Annotated in this window: 17 protein-coding genes; 6 read left to right on the top strand and 11 right to left on the bottom strand. The window is 61.7% G+C overall.

All coding sequences use genetic code 11. The features are described from left to right. Positions 1 to 43 precede the first annotated feature (43 nt). Complete coding sequence (locus KDW95_RS20855) at positions 44 to 394, top strand: ribbon-helix-helix domain-containing protein (RefSeq protein WP_255853687.1); 351 nt, start codon at positions 44 to 46, stop codon at positions 392 to 394. 890 nt (positions 395 to 1,284) lie between these two features. On the opposite strand, the gene KDW95_RS20850 is transcribed toward KDW95_RS20855, so the two are convergent. Beyond that, the gene (locus KDW95_RS20850) at positions 1,285 to 2,094 is read right to left on the bottom strand and encodes a helix-turn-helix transcriptional regulator (protein ID WP_255853686.1); all 810 of its coding nucleotides are present in this window, start codon (positions 2,092 to 2,094) and stop codon (positions 1,285 to 1,287) included. Positions 2,095 to 2,282: 188 nt separating this feature from the next. Between KDW95_RS20850 and KDW95_RS20845 the strand changes: the two genes are divergently transcribed. The 4 genes from KDW95_RS20845 (at position 2,283) to KDW95_RS20830 (ending at position 6,869) form a co-directional block, all read left to right on the top strand. After that, positions 2,283 to 3,752 (top strand): alanine/glycine:cation symporter family protein, encoded by a 1,470-nt coding sequence (locus KDW95_RS20845; protein WP_255853685.1) that lies wholly within the window; start codon positions 2,283 to 2,285, stop codon positions 3,750 to 3,752. 133 nt (positions 3,753 to 3,885) lie between these two features. Continuing rightward, on the top strand, positions 3,886 to 5,289 hold the full coding sequence (locus KDW95_RS20840; RefSeq protein WP_255853684.1) for an aspartate ammonia-lyase: 1,404 nt from the start codon (positions 3,886 to 3,888) through the stop codon (positions 5,287 to 5,289). Beyond that, on the top strand, positions 5,286 to 6,302 hold the full coding sequence (locus tag KDW95_RS20835) for an asparaginase domain-containing protein (protein ID WP_255853683.1): 1,017 nt from the start codon (positions 5,286 to 5,288) through the stop codon (positions 6,300 to 6,302). The genes KDW95_RS20840 and KDW95_RS20835 overlap by 4 nt, the downstream gene beginning before the upstream one ends. A 168-nt stretch (positions 6,303 to 6,470) precedes the next feature. After that, positions 6,471 to 6,869 carry a TonB-dependent receptor gene (locus KDW95_RS20830; RefSeq protein WP_255853682.1) on the top strand — a complete coding sequence of 133 codons (399 nt, stop codon included), beginning with the start codon at positions 6,471 to 6,473 and terminating at the stop codon, positions 6,867 to 6,869. Positions 6,870 to 6,919: 50 nt separating this feature from the next. On the opposite strand, the gene KDW95_RS20825 is transcribed toward KDW95_RS20830, so the two are convergent. From KDW95_RS20825 to KDW95_RS20800, 6 genes are read right to left on the bottom strand one after another with little or no spacing between them, the layout of a single operon-like run. After that, positions 6,920 to 7,369, bottom strand: coding sequence for a phosphatase domain-containing protein (locus KDW95_RS20825; RefSeq protein ID WP_255853681.1), 450 nt, complete (start codon positions 7,367 to 7,369; stop codon positions 6,920 to 6,922). Positions 7,370 to 7,428: 59 nt separating this feature from the next. Next, positions 7,429 to 7,992 (bottom strand): histidine phosphatase family protein, encoded by a 564-nt coding sequence (locus tag KDW95_RS20820; RefSeq protein WP_255853680.1) that lies wholly within the window; start codon positions 7,990 to 7,992, stop codon positions 7,429 to 7,431. Between the two features lies 1 nt (position 7,993). Continuing rightward, positions 7,994 to 9,040, bottom strand: coding sequence for an MBL fold metallo-hydrolase (locus tag KDW95_RS20815; RefSeq protein ID WP_255853679.1), 1,047 nt, complete (start codon positions 9,038 to 9,040; stop codon positions 7,994 to 7,996). Beyond that, positions 9,037 to 10,092, bottom strand: coding sequence for an ABC transporter ATP-binding protein (locus KDW95_RS20810; protein WP_255853678.1), 1,056 nt, complete (start codon positions 10,090 to 10,092; stop codon positions 9,037 to 9,039). The genes KDW95_RS20815 and KDW95_RS20810 overlap by 4 nt, the downstream gene beginning before the upstream one ends. Beyond that, complete coding sequence (locus tag KDW95_RS20805; RefSeq protein ID WP_255853677.1) at positions 10,080 to 11,777, bottom strand: ABC transporter permease; 1,698 nt, start codon at positions 11,775 to 11,777, stop codon at positions 10,080 to 10,082. The genes KDW95_RS20810 and KDW95_RS20805 overlap by 13 nt, the downstream gene beginning before the upstream one ends. Before the next feature lie 5 nt (positions 11,778 to 11,782). After that, positions 11,783 to 12,763, bottom strand: coding sequence for an ABC transporter substrate-binding protein (locus KDW95_RS20800; RefSeq protein ID WP_255853676.1), 981 nt, complete (start codon positions 12,761 to 12,763; stop codon positions 11,783 to 11,785). Positions 12,764 to 12,904: 141 nt separating this feature from the next. Here KDW95_RS20800 and KDW95_RS20795 point away from each other — a divergent pair, with 141 nt between their 5' ends. After that, positions 12,905 to 13,654 carry a DeoR/GlpR family DNA-binding transcription regulator gene (locus KDW95_RS20795; RefSeq protein WP_255853675.1) on the top strand — a complete coding sequence of 250 codons (750 nt, stop codon included), beginning with the start codon at positions 12,905 to 12,907 and terminating at the stop codon, positions 13,652 to 13,654. Here KDW95_RS20795 and KDW95_RS20790 read toward each other — a convergent pair. The 4 genes from KDW95_RS20790 to dctP form a co-directional block, all read right to left on the bottom strand. Beyond that, positions 13,639 to 14,562 (bottom strand): LysR substrate-binding domain-containing protein, encoded by a 924-nt coding sequence (locus tag KDW95_RS20790; RefSeq protein WP_255853674.1) that lies wholly within the window; start codon positions 14,560 to 14,562, stop codon positions 13,639 to 13,641. The genes KDW95_RS20795 and KDW95_RS20790 overlap by 16 nt on opposite strands. Positions 14,563 to 14,684: 122 nt before the next feature. Continuing rightward, positions 14,685 to 15,983, bottom strand: a complete 1,299-nt coding sequence (locus tag KDW95_RS20785; protein ID WP_255853673.1) for a TRAP transporter large permease — start codon at positions 15,981 to 15,983, stop codon at positions 14,685 to 14,687. Positions 15,984 to 16,089: 106 nt separating this feature from the next. Further along, entirely contained in the window at positions 16,090 to 16,635 is a 546-nt protein-coding gene (locus tag KDW95_RS20780) for a TRAP transporter small permease (RefSeq protein WP_255853672.1), read from the bottom strand. A gap of 107 nt (positions 16,636 to 16,742) precedes the next feature. After that, positions 16,743 to 17,777, bottom strand: coding sequence for a TRAP transporter substrate-binding protein DctP (gene dctP, locus KDW95_RS20775; RefSeq protein WP_255853671.1), 1,035 nt, complete (start codon positions 17,775 to 17,777; stop codon positions 16,743 to 16,745). Positions 17,778 to 17,822: the final 45 nt, after the last annotated feature.

Raw genomic sequence — 17,822 nt, 5'->3', positions numbered from 1 at the left:
TACACTGTCGCCCGGACGCAAGGCGAACGGCGGAGACACTGACATGTGCAAACTCTTTATACAGGCCGATCCCGAACTCTGGATCAGTTCCACCCGCTCACTGCGCATCGACGGCATGGTCACCAGCGTGCGGCTGGAAAACTGCTTCTGGAGCATTCTGGAAGAGGTGGCACAGCGCGATGACATGAACGTGCCGCAGATGATCACACGGCTGTACCACGAGTCCATCGATGCCGGTCATGACCTGGGCAACTTCACCTCGTTCCTGCGGGTATGCGCCACCCGTTACCTTGCTTTACAGATGAGCGGCGACATTCCGCGCAGCCCACGGGTGCCGCTACGCGAGCTCGACGCCGACAGCATTCTGACGAAAGAGCGCACAGAACTGCACTGAACGGCTCTTAGCTGCATTGCACCGAAAAGCGCTGCGCCCCCCCGACTCTCTACCTGTGCGCTTTACAGATGAGCGGCGACATTCCGCGCAGCCCAAGGGTGCCGCTACGCGAGCTCGACGCCGACAGCATTCTGACGAAAGAGCGCACAGAACTGCACTGAGCGGCTCTGACCTGCATTGCACCGAAAAGCGCTGCGCCCCCCGACTCTCTACCTGTGCGCCTTACAGATGAGCGGCGACATTCCGCGCAATGCCCGGGTTCCACTGCGAGACCTTGATGCCGACGACATTCTGGCGAAAGAGCGCACAGAACTGCACTGAGCTGGCCTGCATTGCCCCGAAAAGCGCTGCGCCCCCCGACTCTCTACCTGTGCGCCTTACAGATGAGCGGCGACATTCCGCGCAATCCCCGAGTTCCACTGCGAGATCTTGATGCGGACGGCATTTTGGCGAAAGAGCGCACAGAACTGCACTGAGCGGCTCTGACCTGCATTGCACCGAAAAGCGCTGCGTCCCCCGACTCTCTACCTGTGCGCTTTACAGATAAGCGGTGATATTCCGCGCAGCCCACGGGTGCCGCTACGCGAGCTCGACGCCGACAGCATTCTGACGAAAGAGCGCACAGAACTGCACTGAACGGCTCTTAGCTGCTCTGAACTGAGCTGCATTGCACTGAAAAGCGCTGCGCCCCCCCGACTCTCCATAACCGCACGCTGCAGCCAAGCGGTGATATTCCGCGCAGCCCACGGGTGCCACTACGCGAGCTCGACGCCGACAGCATTCTGACGAAAGAGCGCACAGAACTGCACTGAACGGCTCTTAGCTGCTCTAAACTGCACTGAACTGCATTGCACTGAAAAGCGCTGATGTAACGCCGCAGCGAATGCCGCTCAGTAACGCGCCCTGAAGTGCCACTCGCCGGGACTCATGTCATTCTGGACCGCATCACGAATCGAGGCATCGATCTGGGGCGAGTCCAGCGCATAAACACCGCACAGTGCCAGCGCCTTGCGCACACTCACCTCCGGCCCCAGGTATTCGAACAGCACCCGGGCGCAGCAGGGCATGCGTTCACTGTTGTCAGACACGCCGATCTTCAGACCCGTGAGGCGGGAAATGCGGTTCTTGAAGCTGGGAAACAGGATGGTCTGGGTCATCTCGTGGCTGTTGAGGGACTCGTAATCCACCATGAAAATGCGATCGGTCAGAAAGTAGGCCATGCCCAGGTAACGATTGTGGCTGGGCCGGTCACCGGGGTGCGCCTCCATGCGCTCGGTGCGCTGGTAGTACACCTGCTCGCCGCGCTGTTCCAGGCACACCAGGGTGCGCAACAGCTGGCCCGGGCGTGCCATCGACAGGTAGTACTCGAAGTAGTACCCCAGGTAGCGCTCCAGACCGGCGTTGCCCAGCCCAGCCAGCCGGGCCAGATGCTCGCTTTCGACCTGGGCCGGGGCATCAATGCGACCGCGGGGACGCACCCGCACCAGGCGCTCGAACTGGCTATGGGGCAGCAGTATTTCATGCTCATCCACGCCGAAGAACTCGCAGAAGCGGCGCAGCGTGCTGGCCGAGGGTTTGTAGCGGCCACTCAGGTAGCGGTTGAACTGGGGCCTGTTGATTTCCAGCTTCCTGCAGACCTCGGCAATCGACTTGTAATAGCTGCACAACAGCCGCAGGTTGCGCGAAAAATCCTCACTCATCAGTAATTTTCCACTTCTGGCACCCCATTCTGGCCTCATTACGGCATAACTGATGCAGTCTGGCGCAGTTTATTCCGATACAACGCATCATAGTGCGCCAAAAACATTCAGAGCGTCAAATTCTAAGCGTCATTGAAGCCTGTTTTAATATCGAGCTTTACACATAAGAAAAACGGCGGAGACAGCCAATGCTAGATTTACTCAACGACATTCTCTGGGGCAAGGTACTGATCGTATTGCTGATCGCGGTCGGCATCGGTTTTACCCTCGCGTCGCGCTTCGTGCAGTTCCGCTATTTCGGTCGCATGTTCCGCATTCTGGGTGCCAGCCAGGCATTCAGGAAAGACAAGCATGGCCACCTGAGTTCATTCCAGGCCCTGATGCTCTCCGTCGCCGGCCGCGTCGGTGGCGGTAACATCGCCGGTGTCGCCGTCGCCATTACCCTGGGTGGCCCCGGCGCCATCTTCTGGATGTGGATGGTCGGCCTGATGGGCATGGCCACCAGCTATCTCGAGTGCACCCTGGCCCAGGCCTACAAGCAGGCGGAGCCGGACGGCACTTACCGTGGCGGACCGGCCTTTTATATTGCCAAGGGCCTTGGCGCCAACTGGAAATGGCTCGCCAGCCTGTACTCCGTACTGCTGCTGCTGACCTTCGGTTTCGGCTTTACCGCGCTGCAGTCCTACGCCGTTGCAACCTCCTTTGAAGATGCCTTCAGCATTCCCGTGTTTTACTCCGGCATCGGCCTGGCCATGATCGTTGGCCTGATCATCTTTGGCGGCGTCAAGCGTATCGCCAAGGTGGCCGAAGTACTGGTCCCCGTAATGGCGGGCGGCTATATCCTGATTGCCCTGGTGGTACTGGGCATGAATATCGACCGCATTCCCGATGTCTTCATGCTGATCGTCAAGAGTGCCTTTGGCCTTGAACAGGCTGTGGGCGGCGGCATCGGCGCGGCCATCATGATGGGCGTGAAGCGCGGCCTGTTCTCCAACGAGGCAGGACTCGGCAGCGCGCCCAACGTGGCGGCGGTCGCCTACGTGCCGCACCCGGCCAACCAGGGCATCGTGCAGTCTTTCTCGGTCTTTATCGACACCCTGGTTATCTGCTCGGCCACGGCCTTTATCATTCTGCTCAGCGGCATCTATGACCCGGCAACCCTGGGTGATATCGGTGGCGTTGCCCTGACCCAGTCGTCCCTGGCCGATCACGTGGGTGAATGGGGCCGCAGCTTCGTCAGCGTTGCACTGCTGCTGTTTGGTTTCAGCACCATCCTGTACAACTACTACCTGGGCGAGAACAGCATCAATTTTTTCAACACCGACAACCAGAACCTGTACAACGGTTTCCGGGTCGCCATCATCGGCCTGGTCTGCTGGGGTGCGACCACGGACCTGAGCACCGTGTTCGCCTTCGCCGATGTCACCATGGGCTTCCTGGCCGTGGCCAACCTGATCGCCCTGATGATGCTGTTCAAGCCGGGCCTGCGCATCATGCGTGACTTTGACGGCCAGATCAGCGCCGGCATCGAGCAGCCCGTTTTCGATGCCAGCAAGTTCGCCGACATGAACATTGATCCGGCGGCCTGGGAAATTGAGCCCGAAGACCGTGCCCGGGTAGACCAGGCTATCGCCGCGGCTGCCGCACGCACAAACTAAGCGAATACCCCGGGGGACCTGCGCCCCCGCCTGGCCTCCTTTTTGCCCCACCCTGTTTGATTCCTGCTGGCCCGTGGATGCTGTGTCTTCCACGGGCTTCCTGTTGCCTTTTTTCTGAAGGTCTTGCACTGCCATGAACACACGTACCGAACACGACTTGCTTGGCGATATGGAAATTCCGGCCCAGGCCTGGTTTGGCATCCAGACCCAGCGTGCGCTGGACAACTTCAATATTACCGGCGTACCCATCAGCCATTTCCCCGAATTCATCCAGGCGCTGGCCATGGTGAAATCCGCGGCGGCCGGCGCCAACCGCGACATCGGCGTGCTGCCCGCCGCCAGGGCCCAGGCCATCATCGCCGCCTGCGACGACATCATTGCCGGCAAGCTGCACGACCAGTTTGTGGTTGACCTGATCCAGGGCGGCGCCGGTACGTCCACCAACATGAATGCCAACGAGGTCATCGCCAACCTGGCACTGGACAAGCTCGGCCACGGCAAGGGCCAGTACCAGTTCCTGCACCCCAATGATGACGTTAACCGCTCCCAGTCCACCAACGACGCCTACCCGACGGCGGTGTGCGTGGCGGTGCAGTTTGCCGCCCGCCCGCTGATCGACGCCATCCAGAACCTGAACCTGGCGCTGTCCGCCAAGGCGCTGGAATTCGCCGATGTGGTGAAAATGGGCCGCACCCAGCTGCAGGATGCCGTGCCCATGACCCTGGGCCAGGAATTCGAAGGCTTTGCCGTGAACCTGGGTGAGGATATCGACCGCATCAACGAAGCCTGCGCCCTGCTGTGCGAAGTCAACCTGGGCGGCACCGCCATCGGCACCGGCATCAATGCGCCTGCGCGCTACCAGGCCCTGGCCGTGCGCCGCCTGGCAGAAATTTCCGGCCTGCCCATCGTCTCGGCCGCCCACCTGGTGGAGGCCACGTCCGACATGGGGGCCTTCGTGTTCTTCTCCGGCATACTGAAGCGCTTTGCGGTCAAGCTGGGCAAGATGTGCAATGACCTGCGCCTGCTGTCCAGTGGCCCGCGCACCGGCCTTGGCGAAATCATGCTGCCGGCGATGCAGCCGGGCTCGTCCATCATGCCCGGCAAGGTCAACCCGGTGATTCCCGAAGCCGTTAACCAGACCGTGTACCAGGTTATCGCCAGCGACCTGGCCGTGACCCTGGCCGCCGAAGCGGGCCAGCTGCAGCTCAACGCCATGGAGCCCCTGATCGTCTACAACCTGCTCAACTCCATGAAGATGCTGGGCTCAGCCTGCAGCATGCTGCAAAACCGCTGCATCAGCGGTATCCAGGCCAACCGCGAGCAGTGCGCCCGCCATGTGGACAACAGCATCGGCATCATCACCGCCCTGGTGCCCCATATCGGTTACGCCAATTCGTCGCGCATTGCCTCCGTCGCTCTGAACTCCGGTTCCACCGTCCGCGAGCTGGTCATTGCCGAGGGCTTGCTGGACGAAGCCCAGCTGGACCTGCTGCTGAGCCCCCAGTCCATGCTGGCGCCGCGGGCAGATGTCGCATGAGCCGCCGCATACTGGTCATCTATACCGGCGGTACCATCGGCATGCAGCCCTCGATAGACGGTTATGTACCCATGCCAGGGTTTCATGATCAGCTCGTAAGCCTGCTCGACAGCCGTGCCTGCGGCCAGCTGCCGGCCTACGACCTGATCGAGTTCGAGCAGCTGATCGACAGTGCCAACCTGACACCGGACAACTGGCTGCAGATGGCCCAGGCCCTGGCCCAGCACTGGAACGACTATGCCGGTTTCGTGCTTTTGCACGGCACCGACACCCTGGCCTACAGCGCTTCGGCGCTGTCGTTCATGCTTGATGGCATCAACAAGCCGGTGATCCTGACCGGCTCGCAGATCCCGCTGGCCCAGCTGCGCAACGATGCCCTGGACAACCTGGTGACCGCCATGCTGCTGGCGGCCAACCCCGCCATCTGCGAGGTCTGCATCTGCTTCAACGGCCGCCTGCTGCGGGGCAATCGCAGCGTCAAGGTCAGCAGCTCGGGCTTTGATGCCTTCGACTCCCCCAACTTTCCCTGGCTTGGGCGCGTGGGCATCGACTTCGAACTGCAGCCGCAGTTGCTGCTGGCAGCCGGTACGCCCGGTTTTCGCCTGGCGCCCTTTGATGCCGATGCCGTGGCGGTGCTGCCGCTCTACCCCGGCATAGGCGCGCACATCGCCGAGGCTATTCTGACAGGGCCCGGGATCCGCGCCCTGGTACTGCAGACCTACGGTGCCGGCAATCCGCCGGATGCCAACCAGGCGCTGATGCAGGTGCTGGAGAATGCCAGCCAGCGCGGCATCACCCTGCTGAACATTACCCAGTGCGCCCGCGGCGGCGTCAGCCAGGGCACCTATGCCACCGGTGCCACCCTGAACCGCATCGGCGTGATACCCGGCAGCGACCTCACCCTGGAAGCCGCTTTTGCCAAGCTGCATGTGCTGATCGCCAACGGCATCAGCGGCGATGCGCTGCACAGTGCCCTGGGGCAACCACTGTGTGGTGAACTCACGCAGGCCTGAGCGGCGCCCCGGCAACAGTACCTGTAGCAACAATCCGCGGGCCTCCATGGCCCGCGTACGGTTCTGATTGGCTCCCGCATCCTTTGGGCGTTCTATACTGACTGGCGCCCCGGTCACAACGACCCGCTGCTGCTGACCGTCTGAGGGCCCACTCCAGGAGAGACCTCGATGGACAGACAACATATAAGCTGTGCCCTGGCCTATGCCACTCTCGGCCTGGTTCTGGGCATTTTCATGGCCGCCTCCCACGACCACGGCCAGATGGTGACCCATGCCCACATCATGCTGCTGGGTTTCGTGCTGTCATTTATCTATGGCGTGATGCACCGGCTCTGGCTTCACAACAGCCGTGGCGCCCTGGCCATTCTGCAGTTCTGCCTGCATCAGATTGGCTCCCTTGTGCTGCTGGTGTCGCTGTTCCTGATGTACGGCAAGATACTGGATGCCCAGTTGCTCGAACCCCTGCTGGCGTTGTCGTCCATTACCGTGCTGGTTGGCCTGATCCTGATGATCGTGCTGTTTCTTAAAAACGCCCCGGCGCAGTCAGCGCAGCACACGGAAAACTGATACAGAGGTGAGATCGCAAGCGCCGCGGCCGCGCTTGCGATGTTGCAAGGTTAGAAGTCGCCCGGAGCGCACTGCAGGCAGGTCAGCCCCATCTCGCGCCAGCGCGCCACCACCGCCGAGCGGTCATCCAGCACCAGCCAGGGGCTGAAACCGTCGGCCCGCATCTGCGCCAGCAACCGTGACTTTACATCCTCGTCGCAGACGGCATCGTCCCCTTCGCCGCGCAGGTAAAGCGCATCGAATGGCACCTCGTTACGGATCAGCCAGGCCTCGGTTTCTGCACTGTAAGAAGCCGGCCGGCCACTGCAGATCACGATCATCTGCCCCTGTGCCTTCAGCATCCGTACCAGGCGACGCACCGCATCGATCACCGGAGCCCCCGCCATGTGCTCAAAAAACGGTGTCCACTGCTTGGTATCCCCCAGCACCCAGTCCGCTACCCGCGCCGGATCGAATTCCGCCAGGGTTCCGTCCACATCCACGATGACCGTGTCAGTCATTTACCAGTTCCTTTTCAAAAAGTTGCATGTCCCAGCCAGCTTGGACGCCGCCCGGGTAATTATTCGCCGTTCTCTACAGCGTTGTTTTCAAACGGTTCCAGCGTCCAGCCGGCGGCGTTGTCGGCCGGGTTTAGCCGTACCGGGCGGGCGTTTTCTATGCGTGGCCCGTCCGGTGTACCGGTAATGGCATCGCGGATCACGCGGTAGACGCCCGAGTGCGCCACCACCAGCGGCAGCGGGTATTCTTCCAGCAGCCCGTTGAGCGCGCTCAGCACCCGCCGACTGAATTCATCCCAGCTCTCGCCACCGGCCGGAGTACTGGCGTAGGGCAGCAGCTGCGACAGGGGCGCCCCTTCCAGCACGCCCCAGTGGCGCTCGTTCAGGCCGGGCAAGATCAGCGCCTCGTGCCGGGGCACTGCAAGGCTCGCGGTACGCTGCGCCCGCTGCAGCGCGCTGGTCGCGACGCAGCTCCAGTCACCCAGCAGCAGGGGTTGCGCGTCCAGCGCCTGGTTTTCCCCGCGCGTGTTCAGCGGCACATCGGTAAAGCCGCAGATACGCTGTTCGCGGTTCAGCGCCGTTTCACCGTGACGCATGAAGACAAAGGGTTTTCGAATCAGTTTCATGTCAAATCTCTATGTGTGTATCTGTCAGCAGGCGGCAGCCCAGTGCCTGCTGCCAGGCTGCACGCGGATCGAGGCGACTGAACAGCGGCACCACGCGGCGGGCCTGCAGTGTCTTCGCCAGATGCAGGACATCACCCAGGCGCGGATGCACGTTCCAGCGCTGCCAGTGGGCACGTCCACGCTCTACCTGATCCTGCGCCACCGAGGGCATATAACCGGTATAGAGTACGGCGCGCCACGGCTGGGCCTCGATAAGGCGCCCGGCCTCGCCACCGACACCGTCCGGGTTGGCGGCCAGAATAACGGGCACATCATCCCCAAAGGGTTCAGGCGTCAGGCGGGCCAGACGCGCGGAGACGCCAGGCTGCAACAGCGCGGCGGGTAACCTGTGCAGCCGCTCGAGCTGCTGCCGGCAGGCGCTATCCAGCGTCCAGCGACAGCCTGGGCGATCATTGAGCCAGAGCGCCATTTCCAGCGCCCGCCCGGATGGCGGTACCGGCAACAGCAGAGGCTGTTCCAGCCAGGGTTCCAGCGCGGCGCGGCAGGCCGGCTGGTCCGCGTCGTACAGACCGTAGGACGCATCCAGCAAGGCAAGACCCGCAACCGGCGGCGCATCAAACGCAAACAGGGTCGACTCCAGGCTGAAGTCCCCGCTGTAGAAGACCCCGTCGCCGATGGCCAGGTGCAACCAGACACCGCCCAGGGAATGACCGGCCTGGCCTGTTGTCACCTTGATGCCGGCTATATCGAGCGTGCCGTTGAGCGGCAGCAGGCGGATATCCCGCTCGGTTTGCAAGGATGCGGCCACCGGTGCGGTGGCATAGACCGGCACTTGTGCAGGTACCTGGTGCAGGGCGGCGCAGTGATCCACATGGTCATGGGTCAGCAGCACGGCGTCGGGCAGCTGCGGCAGTGCCCAGCCACTGTCAGCGCCCGCCTCCAGCGCACCGCCGGCATCCAGCAGCAGGCAGCGTCCCTGAGCTTTTACCAGAATCGCCGCCGGAGCCTTGGCATTCAGACCGCTAAGGATCTCGATACTGGCGTTCATGCCGTCTGTTCCAGCGCCCAGCCGTGCTCCAGATCCAGCTGTACCGCCTGATCCAGTGCCAGTGGATGGGAATGGTAGGCCAGCAGTTCCTGCTGCCCGGCCAGGCGCAGCCGCACACTGAAACGCTCGCCGCGGTAAGCGGTATCAACCACCCGCGCAGCCACTCCGCCATCGCCATCCGCTGCATTGCGAATCCGCACGTGCTCCGGGCGCACCAGCACAGGCCCCGCCGCTGAAGCCAGCAGGCCGTGACTGCGGGCCAGCCCCTGCGCCAGCGCAGCACCACTGACCGCCTCGCCCGGCCTGGCCGAAGGCAGATCGATCACGCTACCCTCACCGATAAACCCGGCCAGCCAGGGTGTGCGCGGCCGTGCATACAGCTGCTGCGGCGTTGCCCACTGCACCAGGCGCCCGGACTGCATGACCGCCACCCGATCCGCCAGGGACATGGCCTCGGACTGATCATGGGTCACATACACCAGGGTGGCCCCGGTGCGACGGTGAAACTCGCGAAAACTGTCTTCCATCGAGGCCCGCAGGTGCCGGTCAAGGTTCGCCAGGGGTTCATCCAGCAACACCACCTCAGGCTCACTGACCAGGCAGCGCGCCAGTGCCACGCGCTGGCGCTGGCCACCGCTGAGATCCCGCGGCGAACTCTCGGCGTAACGCTCCAGCCGCACCACTTCCAGCGCCTCGCGCACCTTGCGCGCCCGTGCTTCCCCCTTGATGCCGCGCATGCGCAGCGCATAACCCACGTTTTGCGCCACGCTCATGTGGGGCCAGAGTGCATAGGACTGAAACACCATGCCCATGTTGCGCTGTTCCGGCTCCAAATGGGTATTGTCAGACGCCAGTACCCGGCCATTCAGGCTGATACTGCCGCCAGTGAGGGATTCAAACCCCGCCAGCATGCGCAAGGTCGTGCTCTTGCCGCAACCACTGGGTCCCAGCAGCGCCACAAACTCCCCCTGGGGAATGGTCAGTGACAGTTGATCCACCACAGTATCATCGCCATAGCGCTTGCTAAGATTGTCCAGAATCAGCTCTGCCACGGTATCACTCCTTTGGGTAAACGGTTTCCCAGCGCACTGAGCAACGCCATGATGCCGGCGACCATCAGCACGACCACCACCGACACGGCCGATGCCAGCACGGTGTCACCGCTTTCATCGAGGTTAAAAATAAGTACACCCAGGGTTTCGTTGCCGGTGCTCCAGAGCAGCGCCGACACCGTCAGCTCGTTTACGGCGATCAGGAACACCAGCAGGCCGCCGGCACAGAGCGCCGGTGCGACCAGGGGCAGAATGATATCCACCAGGCGGCGCAGGGCGCTGGCGCCGGCCAGCTGCGCCGCCTCCTCCAGCGAGGGGTCCAGCTGGCTCATCACCGCCTGCACCGGTTTGAATGCCACGCTGAGAAAGCGCGCCAGGTAGGCGACGAAAATCACCAGCAGGGAGCCGTAGATGCTGATCCCCAGCAACGGCAGCGGCCGGGCGAACAAAAGGATGCAAGCGATGGCCAGCACCACGCCCGGCAGCGCGTAGGGAATCTCGATCAGGCTGCTGATCAGCGTTTGCAGGCGCGGCGCACACTGGCGCAGGAAAGCGGCCAGCGGCAGGCTCAGCAACATCAGTACCAGAGCCGCCGAAACAGACAGCAACAGGCTGTTGCCCAGCGCCCGCAGCGTAACGCCCTGGCGGCTCAGCATCTGCCCATAGGCATCCAGGGTGAAACTGTCAGCGGTGAGCGCGACGCCCAGCGCCGGCACCACCGAGCCGATCAGCAGCGCCACCAGGGGCGCGACCAGAATCAGCAGCAGTACCAGCACCAGCAAGGCTTCCAGCCAGGGACGCCAGACGCCCAAATTGAAATTCTGTGCCTGGCCACTGTGGCCGATGAGCGCATAGTCACGCCCGCGGGACAGCCGCTGCTGTAACCAGACACCGGCCAGTGCCAGCAGGCCAATCAGGATCGACAGGCTGGCGACTTCGGTCAGCATCTGGCTGCCAAAGCCCGCCATGTGCTGGTAAATCAGGGTCGGCAGCACGTAATAGGACGCCGGAATGCCCAGCATCGCCGGAATGCCGAAGTTACCCAGCGCCGACACAAAGGCCAGAGACGTACCGGCGATGAGGCCACCGCGGCTCAGCGGCAGGATCATGTCGCGACACAGGCGCCACTGCGAAGCACCGCTGATACGCCCGGCCTCAATCAGCTCCCGGGGTATGTTCAATAGACTGGTGCGCAGTGCCAGGTACACCAGGGGTGCATGCTGGATACCCAGCAGCAGGGCAATGCCGCCCGCGGAGTACAGCGGCTGGGGCGACCCCAGGGGTGGCGCCAGCCCCAGGGTGTTGAGCAGCGGGCTGGCCGGCCCGAACAGCTGCAGCCAGCTCAGCGCCGTCACCTGGGGCGGAATCATCATGGGCAGCATGAAGCTGAATACCAGCCACTGGCGGGCACGAATGTTGGTCAGGCTGATGCTGAACGCAAACACCGTACCCAGCACCAGTGCAATCAGGGTTCCCAGTCCCGCCGTCACCAGGCTGTGAGCTACCGCCCGCCAGGTACTCGGCGCCTGCATGACAGAGGCCAGGGGCGAGTCGAAACCCAGTTCGATCTGGCGAAACGCCTCCATCAGCAGACGCAGGCTGGGCAGCAGGCTGAGCAGCGCAATCAGCAGCAGTAACAGCATGAGCAGCCAGCGGGGCTGGCTGGCGGACAACACCGGAGTCATGGGCTTCAACCGCCGAACAGTTCGCTGAAGCGACGCTTGTTGGCTTCGGCATCTTTCAGCGCCTTGGCGGCATCAAAGGGCAGCAGACGAATCTGGTCCCGCGCCGGGAAGCCTGCAGGGGCATCGACATCATTGCGCGCCGGCAGGTAACCCTGCTGGGCCACCAGCTGCTGGCCGTCGCTGGACAGGACGAAATCGACGAATTTCTTTGCCGCTGCCGGATTCTTCGCGCCCTGCATAATGGCCACAGGTTCGGTCACCAGGCTGCTGCCTTCCGCCGGGAAGACGAACTTCAGTGGCGCGCCCTTGGCGGCTTCGCGAATGGCAAGAAAGTCCACGATCACGCCGTAGGGTTTGGTGCCGGATGCGACCGCTTTCAGCACGCCGCCGTTACCGCCCTGGGCCATGGTTTCGTTGGCACTGAGCTGGCCGTAATGTTCCCAGCCAAGATCCGGTGTCGCGGTAATCATCGCCAGGTGAATCAGGGCTGCACCCGAGTAAAGCGGGCTCGGCATGGCAACCTGGCCCTTGTACTGGCTCTGGCCAAGATCGGCCCAGCGCCCGGGCTGCAGCTCGGCGCCGGTGTTATAGACGATGCCGGTGGTGATCTGCTTGGTGCCGTAGTAATAACCCTCTTCATCGTACAGGGCCGGTGCATAGGCACTGCGCTCGGGGCTCTGGTAAGCCTGCAGACGCCCTTCGGCTTCCAGCGCTTCCATGGTGACGCTGTCAGCGATCAGCAGTACATCGGGCTTGACCACGCCAGCACTCAGTTCCGCACGCAGCTTGGCCATCAGCTTGGTGGTGCCATCGCGCACCCACTCCACCTCTATATCGGGGTTGGCGGCCGTAAAGGCATCCACGGTCTGCTGTGCATCGGTATTGGGCTGGCTGGTATAGAGCACCAGTTTTTCAGCCGCCAGGCTCAGCTGGGGCAACGTCAGGGCAAGCACGGCCAGGCCGCGTTTCAGGTTGGGCGTCAGCATCGGGGTTCTCCAACTCAGTGGGTGATGCTGCAACTCTACTGTCACCTATTTACAACAAGATGACAGGATACTTTCGTTTTTACATGGATGGCTTTCGTTACGCGAACAGCTGTCTTTTTGCTACCAGAAAGGAACCCGGGAATGCTCGAACGACAGCAGGCCATTTTGCAGCTGATCAACCGTGAAGGTCGCCAGCCACTGGATACGCTTTGCGCCCGCTTTGGTGTATCGATACAGACCATTCGCACGGATATCAGGCGCCTTGCAGACCAGGGCCTGCTGCTGCGCCGCCACGGCGAAGCCTTGCCCTTCCCGCACCGGGATAATGTCAGCTACGATCAGCGCCGGATTCTCAACAGCCCCGGCAAGCAGCATATCGCCAGGCTGTGCCGCGAGCAGCTGGGCGACTATCAGCGCCTGATGCTCGGCACCGGTTCAACGGTCGCCTGGCTGGCGCAGCTGCTCGGTGACCTGAAGGGATTGCAGGTCATGACCAACAATCTGCACGCCATCCAGGCGCTGTGCGATCACCCGGACTGTGAACTGCTGATGGCCGGCGGGCGCGTACGCCAGCGCGATCAGGATGTGATCGGCGGCGATGCGCTGCGCTTCTTCCAGCGCTACCGCGCCGATGTAGGGGTGGTTTCCGTGGGGGCGATGGACCGCGACGGCGGCCTGTATGATTACAACGACGACGAGGTGATGGCACGCGAAGCCCTGCTCGGGCAGTGCCGCCGGCACGTTCTGCTGATCGACAGCAGCAAATTCGACCGCCAGGCCAGCTGCGTCGCCGGCCATTTGAGCGACTTTGATATAGTGATCAGCGATCAGCCGCTGCCGGGGACTTTGAGTGCGCGCCTGAAAGCCCAGCAGATTCAGCTGCTGAGCTGAGCCTGGTCGCCGCTAGCCTCCAGCGAGTCCAGCATCCAGTCCCTGAATATCTGCGCTGCCTTCGAGAGCCGCTTATGGCGCAGGTGGACCAGATAATCATGCCTGCCGGTCTCATAGGCGAAGCGCCCGACCCGCGTCAGCTGGCCGCGCTCAATCGGTCCGGCAACCATGAAGTCCCAGCCCAGGGCGATTCCCATCCCCTCGAGTGCAGCGTTGTAGACCAGCGTGACCTGATTGAAGGTGAGGGCATCGGCCGGAGGCTGATAGTCGATGCCGAAATGACCGAACCATTCTCGCCAGTCCAGGCAGTTCCAGGCACGGGAGTCGAGCTGTATCAACTGGAGGCTCAGCAGGGCCTCAAGCGACTCGGGGGGGACCACCGGATAGTCCACATGGCACACCGGATAGATACACTCGGCAAATAGCGGCGCCAACTCCAGGCTGGGCCACTGACCTTCGCCATAGAGAATGCCGAAATCGTAGTCACCGATGCCGTCTTCGGTAATCTCGTTGCTCGAGTGAATACTGACCCGGATTTCCGGATGAGCCCGATTGAAAGCGGTGAGCCGCGGAAACAGCCAGTGGTGGGATACGGCATGGGTCGCCGCGACCGTAACCGTATTGGCATCCTGGGCCTGTTGCAGTCGCTCGACCGTGCGCACCAGACTGTACAGCAGCGGCTGGACGTCGATCAGCAGTTGCTGGCCCGCCTCATTGAGTTCGATACCGCGGGCATGTCGATGGAACAGCGTCAGGTGCAAACTTTCCTCGAGAGCCCGCACCTGCTTGCTGACGGCACTCTGAGTCAGGCAGAGTTCGCTGGCCGCCGCGGTAAAGCTACCGTGACGGGCTACAGCCTCGAAGCTGATCAGAGTGTCCAGCGGAGGAAGTCGTCGGGCCAGACGCATCGTGCGGATCCTGTGTGTTGCATACCACTCAAGCATATATACTGAACCCCTTCACGGATAGCACCCCGCCCTCTATTGCTTCCTATAAGCGCTGCCCTGTCGAGCCTGCGTCGCTCAAAAACTTATCCACCAAGCACTAGCTCGGGCAGCCAGAGCGACAGTTGCGGGACATAGGTCACGAGCAGCAGCGTGGGCAGCCAGGCAAAGGCGATCATGCACAGCGTCGGCTTCATCATCTGGTCGATGCGAGCGCCGTTCAACTGACCACTGAGATAGAGCAGCGGCGCCGTTGGCGGCGTGATGTTACCCATGCCGAGATTGACGCCAACGATGGCGGCAAACTGTATCGGGCTGACGTCCAGCGCTATCACCAGCGGCAGCAGGATCGGAGTGGCCAACAGCACCGCGCTGGCATCGTCCATCAGCATGCCGATAATGATCATGAACAGGTTGATCATCAGCAGGATCAGCAGTGGATTCTCGGTCACGGAGGTCAGGGCGTCCATGATAGTCCCGGGCAGGTCCTCCATGATGTAGAGCCGGCTGAGGATCATCACCGTATAGAGCATCACCATAATCACGCCGGTGGTCACCGCGGCCTCGAGCAGCGCCTGGACGAGGCTGCGTCCGTTCAGTCCGCGGTAGATGAAAAACCCGACAGGAATGGCATAGAGTACCCCCAGCGCCGCCGCCTCGGTAGGCGTGACGAAACCGCTATAGATCCCGCCCAGAATCAGGAACGGCATCGCCAGCGCCGGAATGGCTCTGGTACCTCGCCGGGCCAGTTGCTGCTGGAAGGCTTTGCGACCCAGCGGCGCATCCAGCACCAGCGCGGGGTGTCGGCGCACCAGCATGACGTTGACCAGGCAGAGCAGCAGGGTCAGGATGATGCCGGGCACGACCGTCGCCAGGAAAGCAGCCAGCACCGATTGATTGCCTATCCAGGCATAGAGAATCATGATCGCACTGGGCGGAATAAGCAGCCCCAGCACCGAGGCGTTGGCGATCAGCGCGGCCGAATGGCCCGCCGGATAACCGGCCTTGTTGAGCTTGGGAAACATGATGGCCCCAATACCCGACAGCGTCGCCGCGGCACTGCCGGTAATGGAGCCGAAGACCGCACAGGAGATCACGGCCACGACCCCCATCCCGCCCTTGATGCGACCGACGAAGAGGTCGATCAGCTCGACCAGTTTGTCACCGATATGCCCTCGGTTGATCAGACCGCCAGCAATAATGAACAGTGGGATCGCCAGCAGCACCGAGTTGCTCATGCGGCTGAAGCCGAACGGCAGCAGGAAGCTCGGATCGTAACCGGCAGTAAAAATCAGAAAAGTAGTGGATGCCAGAAAGGCAAAAGGAACCGGCACCCCGATGATCAGAGTCAGTATCAGGATAGAAAGCGCTATTACGGAGAGCATAGGGCGTGCCTCTATATTTGATAAATTATTGTTAACTGGAAGTTAAACGGAGATCCGCTACCGCCAGTAGTGGCCCCGAACGTCTTATGCCGCGTCCATGTCGGGGTTAACAACCTGGAGACAAATCCGATTGAGTTTTTTCCGTCTTGAGAAGCGGTTTGGCGGGCAAGAAAAGGCTTTTCGACTGGCTGAGCAGGTCGACGAAAAAATACCAGGTCATCAGCGTAAACCCAATAAAAACGGCGCTCTGCCCGACTGCCAGCGGTATCTGCAGGCGGGTGGTTTCACCGCCGGCTTCGAGGCTCCAACGCAGAAAGTCCCAACCCCAAACGGTATAGAGCGCAGACAAGCCGAAGGTAATGGCCGCCGCCGTAAAGGCCACCAGTTTGCGCAACAGCGCGTTGGTGCAGTAAACGGAGAACGCTTCTGCGGTGATATGCTTCTTTTCGTAGCTCGCGCAGGATGCGCCCATGAAGTACATCCAGAAAGCGGCAATGACCATCAACTCATCAAGGCCATGAAAACTGCTGTCCAGCACGTAGCGAAACAAAGCGCCGCAACTGACCCCCAGGACGATAAAAACCCCGCCCGCAATAGCCAGAAAACGCTGCAGACGCAGTAGTGCCCGATCGACTTTTCTGAGAAATCCCATAATCCTCTCCTGTCCGAAATTAAGGGCTGACTGGCTCCGCGGACGGGAGCAGCCCCGTGTTTACAGGGGCCGGGCGGCCGATGCCGACCCGGCTAGTGGTGGGACAATTATTCGGCCGCAGCCTGCACAGTGGCGTAGGCGGCCTGCATGCCGTCGATCAGCTCATCCGTCAGGCGGGGTCTCAGCTTCGGCCAGGTGACAGTCCGTGCCTGCTGCGCCCAGGCCTGCAGTTGCTTGTCCGAGAGCTTCACGACATTGATGCCGTTTTCCTCCAGCTTCTGCTGATGGGCACGATCGTTTTCCTCAGCCTCGTCGATGCTCTGCAGTGCATATTTCAGCGCCGTCTCCCGGACGATCTTGCGATCCTGCGGTGAAAGCTTGTCCCAGAGTTTCTCGCTGGCCAGCCAGCCGTAGGCATCGATGAAGTTATTGGCGACGACGAAATGCTTGATCACATCGCGGAACTGCAGATAGTTGAGCATCGACGAACCGCCGCTCCAGCCGTCGGCAACCCCAGTCTGCAACGAGGTATAGAGTTCGGCGAAAGGAACGGCCACGGTCTGGAAACCCTGGTCCTCGGCCGCCACCTTGAAGATATCCATCGGCGGCACCCGCAGCAGTATGTCCTTCGCGGCCTGTGGATCCGTGACGTTCTCGGGCAGCCTGGTCAGGCCGAAGCCGCCGAAACCGTCGACTTCAAAGGCCATGAAGTTGACGCCGAGGTCGCCGACCAGCCGCTCCATCGTCGAAAACAGGAACGAGCCCGGCATATAAGTCTTGCGGACTTCGTCGTAGTTCATCGCCAGATAATGCAGATACATGATCTCCAGTCGGGTATCGAACTGGCTGGGAATCGTGATCAACCCCATATCAATGGTACCGCGCCGCAACTCCTCGAATACCTGGGTATAGTCGCCCAATTGGTTGGCGGGAAAAACGCGGACCTCGACGCGCCCGTCGGTCGCCTCTTCCACCTCTTGCTTGAAGGCTTGCTGCGCCTGGGTGACCGGGTGATCCGGCGCGAACATGCCGGCAAAATTTATTTTCACCGTTTGTGCTGCCGTTGCAATGCCACCAAACAACCCAAAGCAAAGCAGCGCAATAACCGAAATAAAACGGCGAGATTTTGTCATTATTTTCATTCGTTACAGTCCTCTATTGTTATTGGTTGCAATACCTCTTTCATA

The sequence above is a fragment of the Marinobacterium rhizophilum genome (assembly GCF_024397915.1).
GTDB classification, from domain to species: Bacteria; Pseudomonadota; Gammaproteobacteria; order Pseudomonadales; family Balneatricaceae; genus Marinobacterium_A; species Marinobacterium_A rhizophilum_A.
Note: the sequence above shows the minus strand (reverse complement) of the source record. Positions and strands in the feature narration are given on the sequence as shown.